This window comes from Pseudomonas sp. C6002 (genome assembly GCF_013385805.1).
Taxonomy (GTDB): Bacteria; Pseudomonadota; Gammaproteobacteria; order Pseudomonadales; family Pseudomonadaceae; genus Aquipseudomonas.
Genome location: NZ_JACAPH010000029.1, coordinates 91,594 through 103,985 on the forward strand (window position 1 = coordinate 91,594; position 12,392 = coordinate 103,985).

General features: G+C 60.7%; 12 protein-coding genes. 4 read left to right on the forward strand and 8 right to left on the reverse strand.

What is annotated here, in order from left to right; all coding sequences use genetic code 11:
- Position 1 precedes the first annotated feature (1 nt).
- Genes HX817_RS19100 through HX817_RS19110 form a run of 3 tightly spaced genes read right to left on the reverse strand, consistent with a single transcriptional unit; the run spans position 2 to position 1,689 of the window.
- Complete coding sequence (locus HX817_RS19100; RefSeq protein ID WP_003215426.1) at positions 2–592, reverse strand: LON peptidase substrate-binding domain-containing protein; 591 nt, start codon at positions 590–592, stop codon at positions 2–4.
- Between the two features lie 21 nt (positions 593–613).
- On the reverse strand, positions 614–1,330 hold the full coding sequence (locus HX817_RS19105; RefSeq protein WP_003215425.1) for an LrgB family protein: 717 nt from the start codon (positions 1,328–1,330) through the stop codon (positions 614–616).
- A complete protein-coding gene (locus HX817_RS19110; RefSeq protein ID WP_177040877.1) occupies positions 1,327–1,689 on the reverse strand; it encodes a CidA/LrgA family protein in 363 nt (120 codons plus the stop codon). The genes HX817_RS19105 and HX817_RS19110 overlap by 4 nt, the downstream gene beginning before the upstream one ends.
- A gap of 179 nt (positions 1,690–1,868) precedes the next feature.
- Here HX817_RS19110 and HX817_RS19115 point away from each other — a divergent pair, with 179 nt between their 5' ends.
- From HX817_RS19115 to HX817_RS19125, 3 genes are all read left to right on the forward strand, one after another.
- Positions 1,869–2,324 carry a MaoC family dehydratase gene (locus tag HX817_RS19115; protein WP_003215423.1) on the forward strand — a complete coding sequence of 152 codons (456 nt, stop codon included), beginning with the start codon at positions 1,869–1,871 and terminating at the stop codon, positions 2,322–2,324.
- 103 nt (positions 2,325–2,427) lie between these two features.
- Entirely contained in the window at positions 2,428–4,146 is a 1,719-nt protein-coding gene (locus HX817_RS19120) for a C13 family peptidase (protein WP_008436527.1), read from the forward strand.
- 28 nt (positions 4,147–4,174) lie between these two features.
- Positions 4,175–4,816 (forward strand): oxidoreductase, encoded by a 642-nt coding sequence (locus HX817_RS19125; RefSeq protein ID WP_003215421.1) that lies wholly within the window; start codon positions 4,175–4,177, stop codon positions 4,814–4,816.
- A 149-nt stretch (positions 4,817–4,965) separates the two neighbouring features.
- Here the strand turns inward: HX817_RS19125 and HX817_RS19130 are convergent, their stop codons facing one another.
- The 5 genes from HX817_RS19130 to HX817_RS19150 form a co-directional block, all read right to left on the reverse strand.
- Positions 4,966–5,250: a YceK/YidQ family lipoprotein gene (locus tag HX817_RS19130; RefSeq protein ID WP_023659172.1), complete on the reverse strand. Its 285-nt coding sequence runs from the start codon at positions 5,248–5,250 to the stop codon at positions 4,966–4,968.
- Positions 5,243–5,872, reverse strand: coding sequence for a flavin prenyltransferase UbiX (gene ubiX / locus HX817_RS19135; RefSeq protein ID WP_003219402.1), 630 nt, complete (start codon positions 5,870–5,872; stop codon positions 5,243–5,245). The genes HX817_RS19130 and ubiX overlap by 8 nt, the downstream gene beginning before the upstream one ends.
- Positions 5,869–7,218, reverse strand: coding sequence for a UDP-N-acetylmuramate:L-alanyl-gamma-D-glutamyl-meso-diaminopimelate ligase (gene mpl / locus HX817_RS19140; protein ID WP_003219401.1), 1,350 nt, complete (start codon positions 7,216–7,218; stop codon positions 5,869–5,871). The genes ubiX and mpl overlap by 4 nt, the downstream gene beginning before the upstream one ends.
- 218 nt (positions 7,219–7,436) lie before the next feature.
- Positions 7,437–8,183, reverse strand: a complete 747-nt coding sequence (locus HX817_RS19145) for a hypothetical protein (RefSeq protein ID WP_256344189.1) — start codon at positions 8,181–8,183, stop codon at positions 7,437–7,439.
- A 472-nt stretch (positions 8,184–8,655) separates the two neighbouring features.
- Positions 8,656–10,566: a sigma-54-dependent Fis family transcriptional regulator gene (locus tag HX817_RS19150; protein ID WP_087692360.1), complete on the reverse strand. Its 1,911-nt coding sequence runs from the start codon at positions 10,564–10,566 to the stop codon at positions 8,656–8,658.
- A gap of 286 nt (positions 10,567–10,852) precedes the next feature.
- Between HX817_RS19150 and HX817_RS19155 the strand changes: the two genes are divergently transcribed.
- On the forward strand, positions 10,853–12,373 hold the full coding sequence (locus HX817_RS19155) for an aldehyde dehydrogenase family protein (protein WP_003219398.1): 1,521 nt from the start codon (positions 10,853–10,855) through the stop codon (positions 12,371–12,373).
- The last annotated feature ends 19 nt before the right edge of the window (positions 12,374–12,392 follow it).

Here is a 12,392-nt window from a genome sequence, read left to right on the forward strand (position 1 = left end):
ATCAGGTGAACAGCTCGCCCTGCAACTCATCCAGCAGCAACTGGATCGCGTCCAGGCGCTGTTGCGGGTCATCGAGTTGCAACAGGTCGATCTTGTCGGCCTCGGTAAAGGGCAGCAGATAGGCCAACTGATTACCCAGGGCTTGCTGGCCATCGGCGTGGGTGCCCATATCCAGGGACGCCACCATCGGATGCTCGGCCAGGGCATGAAGCAACGCCAGCAAGTCAGCGTCTTCCTCTTCCAGCGGTTGCTCGGGATGCTCGTGCAGCCATTGCACCTCGGCCACCAGTAACTGGTCCTTCTGCACACCGGCATCACGCACGCGGAAACGCCGGCCACCCTCGACCCGAATCCCCAGCAGGCCATTGTCCTGCTGCTTGAAGTCGCGGATCAGCGCCTCGCAGCCAATCAACGCATAGCCATCAGGCGCCAGCCCCACTTCCTTGCCGTCGAGGATGCACACCACGCCAAAGCTTTCGCCCTTTTTCATGCAGCGGCTGATCATGTCCAGGTAACGCGCCTCGAACAGCTGCAGGTCGAGGGTGCACCCGGGAAACAGCACGGTATTGAGCGGGAAAAGCGCCAGACTCATAAAGGTTTCCTTAAACCCGACTTAAATAACCAGCGACACGGCCAACGGCAGGAACACCGCCGTGGCCACGCCCATCAGACTCATGGCCAGCGCCGCAAAGGCGCCGGTCTCTTCGCTTTCCTGCAAGGCCACCGACGTACCTACGGCGTGGGCGGTCATGCCCAGCGCCATACCGCGCGCTTCGGGGCTGTGCACGCCCAACCGTGACAGATACGCCGGACCGATCATCGCGCCGATCACCCCGGTGATCAGCACGAACACCGCCGCCAATGCCGCCACGCCGCCGATCTGCTCGGCCACCAGCATCGCAATCGGTGAGGTCACGGACTTGGGTGCCATGGTCATCAGCATCATGTGTTCGGCGCCAAACCACCAGCCCAACAGCACGCACAGGCCGGTGGCCAATACGCCTCCCACCACCAGCGTAGTAAAAATCGGCCAGAACAATTGGCGAATTCGTCGCAGATTCAGGTAAAGCGGCACCGCCAGGGCTACCGTCGCCGGGCCCAGCAGGATGCTCATGATCTCGGTGCTCTTGCGGTACTCGACGTACGTCAGGCCACAGCCGAGCAACACGCCGATCACCAACAGCATCGACACCAGCACCGGTTGCAGGAAAATCCAGCGGGTTTTCTCGAAACCGGCCAGCACCAACTGATAGGCGCCGAGGGTGATGCCGATGCCGAACAACGGGTGATGAATCACGGCGGCCCAGGCGCCCTGCCAGTCCAGTGTCATTGGCCGTCCTCCCGCTGCGCCTGGCGCTTGACCAGTTTCTGCATCAGCACGCCGACAAAGCCCATGGCGATCACCAGCGACAGCACCAGCGCGCCGACGATGGCCCAGAAGTCGGCGGCAATGTCCTTGGCATACACCATCACACCGACCGCAGGCGGCACCAGCAGTAGCGGCAAATAACGCAGCAGACTGCTGGCCGCCAGGCTCACGGGTTCACCGACTTCGCCGCGCCACACCAGGAAGGCCAGCATCAGCAGCAGCCCGATAATCGGCCCCGGCAGCACCGGGACAAACAAATGATTGATCGCCGTGCCGAGTAATTGAAACAGCACCAGCCATGTCAGACCGCGTAACAGCATCCGTTCTTCCCCCCAAAAGCGTGTCGGCATTATAAGCACGCTGCCTCTATGGAGCGGCATTCGCCAAAAGCATGGTGGGTTGACCGGGCCAAGTGCCCGTGATGATCTACATTGGTTCTCTGGACCTGTCCAAAACTACAAAAACGATGAAGCCAACCGAGCAAAGAAGGAGAGTCGCAATGCCCTCAGTACCCGTAGCGCAACTCAAAGAATATGTCGGCAAGGAACTGGGACGTTCTGCATGGCTCACCATCGACCAGGAACGTATCAACCTGTTCGCGGAAGCCACCGGCGATTTTCAGTTCATCCACGTCGACCCGGTGAAAGCCGCCCAGACCCCGTTTGGCGGCACCATCGCCCACGGTTTCCTGTCGCTGTCGCTGATACCCAAGCTGATCGAAGACATCCTGATCATGCCCGAAGGCCTGAAGATGGCGGTCAACTATGGCCTGGACAGCGTGCGCTTCATCCAGCCCGTGAAGGTCGACTCCAGGGTGCGCCTGGCCGTGACCCTGACCGACGCCACCGAGAAAAAACCTGGGCAATGGTTGCTTAAAGCCACCTGCACCCTGGAAATCGATGGCCAGGAAAAACCGGCCTACATTGCAGAATCGTTGTCACTCTGCTTCGTCTGAAGCCTGGCTGTGGTGAGCCCGTCCGCTCACCACAATTCATGTAAATTTATGTATAGATCTCGCAGCTGCGGCATACTCGGCGCTCAATTATCCGGATCCCGCTATGCGCCCACTCGCTCCCCTTGCTCTTGTCCTGTTGCTCACCGCGTGCGGCGACGGCGAATCGCTGTTGCCGCCCGATGCGCGGCTGCCCGATGGCGGTCGTTACCGTGGCGATGTGGTCAATGGCTTGCTGCAAGGCCAGGGCCGGGTGGATTACCCCAATGGCAGTTGGTACGCGGGCCAGTTCGATAAAGGCCAGTGGCACGGCCAGGGCGAATGGCATGGCAGCAACGGCGAGGTCTATAAAGGCCAGTTCCAGCAGGGCCTGTTCGACGGCCAGGGCAGCCTGACCACGTCGGGCAACAGCTACGTCGGCGGTTTCAAACAAGGTAAGCGCAACGGCGAAGGCACCCTCAAAGAGGGGCAGATGACCTATCGCGGCGAATTCAAGGACGACCAGTATTCCGGCCTCGGCCGCCTCGAGCTGGCCGACGGCAGCCAGTACCAGGGCCAGTTCGCCCACGGCAAGCCCAACGGCGAAGGCCAGCGCAACGACGACAGCGGCAACCAGTTCAGCGGCCGCTTCGTCGATGGCCAGCTGGAGGGCAACGGCACCTTCAACAGCGCCGACGGCGACATGTACATCGGCCATTTCAAACAAAACCAGCTCAACGGCAAGGGCCGCTACGAAAACGCCGACGGCGACGTATGGATCGGCGAATTCAAGGAAGGCGCCCTCAGCGGCAAGGGCGAACTGATCGGCGTCGATGGCAGCCACTACGTCGGCCAGTTCGTCGACTGGCGCTTCACAGGCACAGGCCGCCTGAACCTCACCGACGGCAGCTTCTATATTGGCGGCTTCGACAGCGACAGCTATCAAGGTCGTGGCACTTTGGTGCTCACCGACGGCACCGTGCAGGCCGGCACCTGGGTCAACGGCATGCGCGTGCGCGACGCCGAGGGCAAATTGTTGCCTGACCCGCTGGAAATCGGCCTGTTTGCCCAGGGCCACTTGCTGGATGCCGCCCTCGCCGCCGTGCCCGCGTCCAAATCGGGGGTGGAGCTGTACACCCTGGTGGTGGCCGGCGACGGCAAACAAAGCGTGTTCCTGCGCGAAGCCGACTACGTCAGCAACATGCTTGCCACGCGCTTCGGCGCCTACGGCCAGATCCGCCTGGTGAACCATCGCGACCATATTGCCGACCGCCCGATGGCCACTCGCGAAAGCCTGCGCCGCGCAGTCCAAACCCTGGCCGAACGCAGTGGCCCGCAAGACCTGGTGTTTATCTACCTGACCAGCCACGGCACTCACGAGCACGAACTGGTGCTCGACCAGCCGCGCATGGAGCTGGCCGACCTGCCGGCCGATGAGCTGGCCGCCGTGCTGGCACCGCTGAAGAACCGCGACAAGATCATCGTGATTTCGGCCTGCTACTCCGGCGGGTTCATCCCGGCCCTGAAGGACGAACACACCCTGATCATGACCGCCTCGCGCGCCGATCGTGTGTCGTTCGGCTGCTCCGAAGAGGCCGACTTCACCTACTTCGGCGACGCCCTCTTCGCCCAGGCCTTCAACCAGACCGACGACTTGCAGCAAGCCTTCAAGCTGGCACAGACCCACGTGGCCGAACGCGAACAGGCGGACAACTTCGAAGCCTCCGAACCGCAGATCTGGGCCCCCAAAGGCGTAATCGCCCATTGGCAATTATTACGCAAACAGCAGGCACGAAAGGCGCTCGAAAGCGTCTCAATGAATAGCAAGGAAGCCAAGAGCAACTAAGCTGAATCTGTATCAAGGGGGAAACATCATGTACCTGACGCCTCAGCATATCTTGCTCGCCGGAGCCTCCGGCTTGACCGGGGAGCACCTGCTGGACCGCCTGCTCAACGAGCCGACCGTGACCCGCGTGCTGGCACCCAGTCGCAAGCCTCTGGCCGAGCATCCACACCTGGAAAACCCGGTGGGCGACCCGGCAGTATTCCTGCCGCAACTGAGCGGCCAGGTGGACATCGCCTTCTGCTGCCTGGGCACCACCATCAAGCAGGCCGGCTCCGAAGAAGCGTTCCGCGCCGTCGACCTGGACATGGTCGTGGCCTTTGCCAAGCGCGCCCGGGAAATGGGGGCGCGGCACCTGATCGTGATCAGCGCAATCGGTGCCGACCCGAAATCCTCGATCTTCTACAACCGCGTCAAGGGCGAGATGGAACAGGCGTTGAAAGCCCAGGATTGGCCGCAGTTGACCATCGTCCGACCTTCGCTGTTGTTGGGTGAGCGATTGGAACCGCGGCTGGCCGAGCAACTGGCCGGGCCATTGTCGCGGCTGATTCCGGGCAAGTACCACGGCATTGAAGTGTGCGAACTGGCGCGGGCGATGTGGCGACTGGCGCTGGAAGAGCAGGATGGGGTGCGGGTTATAGAGTCGGACGAGCTGCGCAAGCTCGGCAAATAACACGTAATTCCAGGCAGGACACCATCCAAATGTGGGAGCGGGCTTGCTCGCGAATGCGGTGGATCAGTCACTATATCATTGACTGATCCACCGGATTCGCGAGCAAGCCCGCTCCCACATTGGATTTCTGTTAATACTGGGATTAAGTACTAAAGCCCGCCCGTCGCGTTAAACCCAACCCCCAGCACCGTCAGCACCGACAGCGGCAACAGCAGCGTGTCGAGCAAGGCACTGGCCGGCAGGTCGACATGGGGATAGCTCGGCGCCTCGGCCCCAAAACGGTCCATCGCGCAGCACCCGCCCTGAATCGCATACATGTCCAGCCGCGTGCCGGCATACACCACCGGCGCGCCGGGCTGGGCGGCGTCCAGGGTTCGCGCAGTCGCACACCCGGTGAGTTGCAGCGCCAGCAGCACCATCAATAGTTTATTCATCACTGCTCAAATGGTGCTCGCCCCAGCGCGGCAGCATGTCCTGGGGAATGTTCAGCAGGTTGAGAATCCGCGCCACCACAAAGTCCACCAGGTCATCGATGGTCTGCGGCTGGTGATAGAAGCCCGGCGACGCCGGCAAGATAGTCACGCCCATGTTCGACAGCTTGAGCATGTGCTCCAGATGGATGCTCGAATACGGCGCTTCGCGCGGCACCAGAATCAACTGGCGACGCTCCTTCAAGGTCACGTCCGCCGCGCGCTCGATCAGATTGTTGCAGGCGCCCGTGGCAATCGCCGACAGGGTCCCGGTGGAACACGGCACCACCACCATCGCGGCCGGTGCACCGGAGCCCGACGCCACCGGTGACATCCAGTCTTCCTTGCCATAGACCTTGATCTGCCCCGCCGCCGCACCGGTGTACTCGGTGAGGAAGGCCTGCATCATCTGCACTTTGGGCGGCAACGCCACATCGGTCTCGGTGGCCAGCACCAGTTGCGCGGCCTTGGAGATCAGGAAGTGCACCTCGCGGTCTTCGCGCACCAGGCAGTCCAGCAGGCGCAAGCCATAGGGCGCGCCGGACGCGCCGGTCATCGCCAGGGTGACGCGTTCCGGGCCGCTCACTTCAGGGCCTCGGCGAGTTTGCCATGCAGGCCGCCAAAGCCGCCGTTGCTCATGATCACCACGTGAGTGCCGGGCCTGGCCTGGTGTTTCACGTGCTCGATGATGCCTTCCAGTGAGTCGCGGCAAATCGACGGCACCGTGCACAACGCGGCGATGGCAGGCAGGTCCCAACCGAGGTTGGCCGGCGCGTACCACACAACCTGGTCGGCATCGTTGACGCTTTCCGGCAAACCATCACGGTGGGCGCCCAGCTTCATGGAGTTGGAGCGCGGCTCGATAATCGCGATCACCTGGGCATCACCCACACGCTTGCGCAAGCCATCCAGGGTAGTGGCGATGGCCGTCGGGTGGTGGGCAAAGTCGTCATAGATGGTAATCCCATTCACTTCGGCGACCTTTTCCATCCGGCGCTTGACGCTTTTGAACGCGCTCAAGGCCGCAATGCCCATGGACGGCACCACGCCGACATGCCGCGCAGCCGCCAGGGTGACCAAGGCATTGGCGACGTTGTGCTGGCCGGTCATGTCCCAATCGACGATGCCTTGGGCGACGCCTTCGAACAGTACTTCAAATTTGGAGCCATCTTCGCTCAGCAGTTTGACCTGCCATTGGCCGCCAGCACCGGTGGTTTGTACCGGGGTCCAGCAGCCCATCTCGATAACTCGCTGCAGGGCAGGTTCGGTGGTGGGGTGAATCACCAGGCCTTCGCTGGGAATGGTGCGCACCAAGTGGTGGAACTGCCGCTCGATGGCCGCCAGATCAGGGAAGATGTCCGCGTGATCGAACTCCAGGTTGTTCAGGATCGCCGTACGCGGGCGGTAGTGAACGAACTTGGAGCGTTTGTCGAAGAACGCGCTGTCGTACTCATCGGCCTCGATGACAAAAAACGGGGTGTCGCCGAGGCGCGCCGACACCGAGAAATTCTGCGGCACGCCACCAATCAGGAAGCCCGGGCTCATGCCCGCATGCTCCAGCACCCAGGCCAGCATGCTGCTGGTGGTGGTCTTGCCATGGGTACCGGCAACGGCGAGTACCCAACGGCCTTGCAACACATGGTCGGCCAGCCATTGCGGGCCAGACACGTACGGCAAACCTTTATTCAGTACATATTCGACTGCCGGGTTACCGCGCACCATGGCATTGCCGATCACGACAAGGTCCGGGACCGGGTCGAATTGCGCCGGGTCATAACCTTGGGTCAGCTCAATGCCCTGGGCCTGCAGTTGCGTGCTCATGGGTGGGTAAACGTTGGCATCGGAGCCAGTAACATGATGGCCCAGTTCTTTGGCGAGCACCGCCATGGAGCCCATGAACGTGCCGCAAATACCGAGAATATGAATGTGCATAGTCGACCTCGTAAAACATCGAGGCAGGTTAGCGCAGGGAAGGGAAAATCGCACTCTTTAGCTGTAGCACGCAGGCCTTGGGGGGTAGCCGCCATTGTTTGTCAGAGCGTAGGGGAATATTCGATAAGTCCGGTGCCACAGGATGCATGCATGGCATCGGACCCATCGCCAGTTTGACTGAGCATCATCCATGACTCGAAAGTTTACGCGGGGTTATGTCACACGACTTTTGTTTCGGCAGACTCTGCCGGTAATGACAGCGTTCCCATGTGCAACAACTTCCCTATGAACTTGTTTAATGCGTCGAATTTCTTATCAATAACATCCAGACGGCCTTTGTCATCGGTGCCGTCTGCGGGAGTGGCAATGTAAGGCCGGAATACCATGTCGTTTTCGTCCCCCAGTTTTTTAAGCTGTTCCTCCGCAGTTTTATACAAGGCCTCAAGCGTTTCGAGGCGCTCGCTTGGCGTACGCGACGAGGAGTCGCTCATTTTAAGTGCCGGAGCATTCGTTCCTTGACGCATTGCCATAATATTGTTGGCAATGACTTCCATGCGCAACTCGGCCAGGCCCAAGCGCGCGGTCGTGGCACCCGTGTCGGTGTCCTGCGTGGCGACGACCGATGTTGTCCCGTCGGTTTTCGCGGCAGGCACCTGCGTGCTTGGAGCCGGCTGGTGAGCCGGAGGGAGCAGTGGCGTATTGTTTGTAAACTGCGCCTTGATTGTCTCGCCAGACCAAACCGAGCCTGCGTAGGTACCAATACTCAGGGGAGCGCTGACCAATCCGCTTATACCCGCACTGACAAAGGCGTCGCGGGCTACCGTTGCCGCCTGGGGCGAGGTGTTGAACACCCCGGCCTTGACCAGCCGATCAGCAACCATCAGGTTTTGAGTCACCTGTGCCAAATCTTTAGGATCTGCGCTGGCCTGAGGCTTGAACGGCCGGTTGGCAGGCCCTTGGTTCATCAATTTTTGTTGTGTCAGCGTTTGAAAATTATTGGGTTTCTCGGGCTTGGGTAGCGTTGTGGAGGTGTCTGTGGCCGGATTTTTCCCTAACCGGGGTTTAGGTTGGGGAGCTATTGGAGGGGAGCTGCCCTGGCCACCGGGACGTACTATCGGAGGCGTTACACCGCCATTGCGCGGGGCCGGTGGTTTATTCACTGGAGGTAGATTGACCGTGTTGGGCCGAACTCTAATACTATTCATGATTATTATCTCACTTGTTGTTACTATTTACCCATAAGCGCTATTAGCGAGTTATCGAGACAATCGACAACCGCCAACTTAGTAACTAAACAGATAATGAACGTTCCAGAAGACAGTCACCCACACACGAAAATACATGACAAAACATTAATACGGTGCGACGCCATTATTTAACGCACAGTCGCCCACAACACAGATTGATCACTCACAGCCAGAACAGGTAACGTCATCATTACACCTGACGCGCTATACCATACTTACGTAACTTTCTATAAAGCGTATTTCTACTGACTCCAAGCACCGTCGCCACGTGCGTCATATGCCAGCGTTGCTGCACCAATGTTGCCAGCAATGCCTGGCGCTCGGCAGCATCCAGCAATGAGTTTGCCGGTTCACTCATCGCCACCGGCAGGGTTTGCACGGCACGAATCTGTGCAGGCAGGTCATCAAGCCTCACCCGCCCGTCCTCACACAGTGCGGCAAGGGTGCGCAACACCGTGCGCAACTGCCGCACGTTGCCCGGCCACGCGAACGCCAACAGGGCCTGGCGGGCCTCTCCGTCAAGCTGCACCGCCTGATCTCCCGCTTCTTCGGCCAACAGGAAGTCCAGCAGTTGCAACTTGTCACTGCGCTCGCGCAACGGCGGCAAGGCCACTTCCAGGCCATTGAGCCGGTAATACAGGTCTTCACGAAAACTACCGTCCTGCACCCGATCAAGCAGGTTACGGTGGGTAGCGCTGATAATTCTGACGTCCACCGCTTGCGGTTCACCGCCGATGGGCACCACCAAGCGGTCTTCAAGCACCCTTAATAGCCGGGTTTGCAAAGCCAGCGGCATATCGCCGATTTCATCCAGAAACAACGTGCCACCATCTGCCTGCTGCAGCTTGCCGCGCATGCCTTCCTTGCGGGCGCCGGTAAAACTGCCGCCGCGATAACCGAACAGCTCGCTTTCGATGAGGCTTTCCGGGATGGCTGCGCAGTTGAGGGCCACAAAGGCTTTATCTGCGCGCAGGCTTGCATGGTGCACGGCCTTGGCAAACGCCTCTTTGCCAGACCCGGTTTCCCCCTGGATCAGCAAAGGCACATCACGCTCGAACACCCGCAAGGCTCTGCGGAAATCGTTTTGCAGCGCCGCGTCCCCAAGGCAAATGCCCGGCAATCGCGGCCGCTCCGGCAAGGCGTGGGCCACCGGCACCGGTACGCTGCGTGGCTGGCCGCGCAACACCGCGAACAAGCCACGGCCATCGCGGGTACGCAGGGGCCAACTGGCGCTGGCGTTCGCGCTGGCACGCCCGAGCAACTCATCGAGCGAACAATCGAAAAACGCCTCGACCGGCTGCCCCAACAACCCGCCACGGATTTGCCCGAGCAGGTTCAACGCACTCTGGTTAACCGCACAAATGCGCCCTTCACCATCGAACGCCAGCAGCCCTTCGCTGAACAGGCCCACAGACTCTGCCTGCAAATGAAAGCGCAGCAACCAGTGGTGCTCAAAATGGCGCAGGAAGTAACAGCTCTCGATCATCTTCGCCGAAAGATTGACCAGCGCCATGGTGTGGAACTGGCTCTGGCGCGACACCGCCTCCCGGGCCGAAGACACATCCAGCACCGCCAGCAGTTCGCCATGAGGGTCGAACACCGGGCTGGCCGAGCAGGTCAGGCCGGTATGTCGGCCACGAAAATGTTCATCGCGATGAATCGTCAGGGACTGGCGCTCCACCAGGCAGGTGCCGATGCCGTTGGTGCCTTCGCAGGCCTCGCTCCAATCGGCACCCAGCCACAGCCCGGCACCCTCGAAGATCTTGCGCTCGCTGGAGGCGGTGACGCAGTTGAGGATCACCCCGCGGGCGTCGGTCAGCAGCACCGCATGGCCGGCGCCGGAGAGCTGTTGATGCAGGCTGTTCATTTCATTGCCGGCGATGCTCAGCACTTGTTGCAGGCGTTCGCGGCTTTCCAGCAGGCGGCCATGTTCGAGCACCGTGGGCGCGATGGTCAATGCGGGGTCGAGGTGATAGTCCTCAAGACAACGCAGCCAGGAGCGGGCGATGGACGGATCGCTGCCGGGGCCATGCAGCGGGTCCTGCCCACGGGTGACCGTCAGGACTTGTTGGGCATGGCGACTGAAATGATCGTTTTGCATGTTCTTATTATTCTCCCTGCGTGAAGTACACCGCGCGCGAGTGCCCAGCATCCTCCAGCCTCCCGACCAATGCAATCCCGGGCAGACCCACCGGTCACAGGCTGTACCGCTTATGGCACAAACTGTCACCCAGGCTGTACCAAGCTTGCCACAGCAACGGTTTGCAACAACCTCTAAACCCTTGATTTACAGGCTCTACGAGGCACTGGCCCGACCTTTGCTCTACGCTTTAACAAGCACAACCGTGCGTCCTCCAATAAACACAAAAAGCCAGGAGATACCCACCATGCGTTACGCACACCCCGGTACTGAAGGCGCGATCGTTTCGTTCAAGGCCAAGTACGGCAACTACATCGGCGGTGAGTTTGTCGCGCCGGTCGATGGCAACTATTTCACCAACACCTCGCCGGTCAACGGCAAGCCCATCGCCGAATTCCCGCGCTCCACCGCCAAGGATATCGACAAGGCCCTGGACGCCGCCCACGCCGCCGCTGACGCCTGGGGCAAGACCTCGGCCCAGGACCGCTCGCTGGTACTGCTGAAAATCGCCGACCGCATCGAACAGAACCTCGAACTGCTAGCCATCACCGAAACCTGGGACAACGGCAAGGCCGTGCGCGAAACCCTGAACGCCGACATCCCGCTGGCCGCGGATCACTTCCGCTACTTCGCCGGCTGCATCCGCGCCCAGGAAGGCAGCAGCGCCGAGATCAACGAACACACCGCCGCTTACCACTTCCACGAACCGCTGGGCGTGGTCGGCCAGATCATCCCGTGGAACTTCCCGCTGCTGATGGCCGCCTGGAAACTCGCGCCAGCCCTGGCCGCCGGTAACTGCGTGGTGCTCAAGCCTGCCGAGCAAACCCCGCTGGGCATCAACGTGCTGATGGAACTGATCGGCGACCTGCTGCCGCCGGGCGTGCTGAACGTGGTGCACGGCTACGGCAAAGAAGCCGGCGAAGCCCTGGCCACCAGCAAGCGCATCGCCAAGATCGCCTTCACCGGCTCCACGCCAGTGGGCTCGCACATCATGCACGCGGCCGCCGAGAACATCATTCCGTCCACCGTTGAGCTGGGCGGCAAGTCGCCGAACATCTTCTTCGCCGACATCATGAAAGCCGAACCGCAATTCATCGAGAAGGCCGCCGAAGGTTTGGTGCTGGCGTTCTTCAACCAGGGCGAAGTGTGCACCTGCCCTTCCCGCGCGCTGGTGGAAGAGTCGATCTACGACGACTTCATGAAAGTGGTGATGAAGAAGGTCGAGTCGATCAAACGTGGCGACCCGCTGGACACCGACACCATGGTCGGCGCCCAGGCGTCCGAGCAGCAATTCGACAAGATTTTGTCCTACCTCGAAATCGCCAAGGGCGAAGGCGCCGAGCTGCTCACCGGCGGCAAGGTCGAGAAGCTGACCGGCGATCTGGCCACCGGCTATTACATCCAGCCAACCCTGCTCAAGGGCACCAACAAGATGCGGGTGTTCCAGGAAGAAATCTTTGGCCCGGTGGTGAGCATCACCACGTTCAAGGATGAAGCCGAAGCCCTGGCGATTGCCAACGACACCGAGTTCGGCCTGGGTGCCGGCCTGTGGACCCGCGACATCAACCGCGCGTACCGCATGGGCCGGGCGATCAAGGCCGGGCGTGTATGGACCAACTGCTACCACCTGTACCCGGCGCATGCCGCGTTCGGTGGTTACAAGAAGTCCGGTGTGGGCCGTGAGACTCACAAGATGATGCTTGATCACTATCAGCAGACCAAAAACCTGCTGGTGAGCTACGACATCAATCCGCTGGGCTTCTTCTAACTCACAACCCGCTCCCACA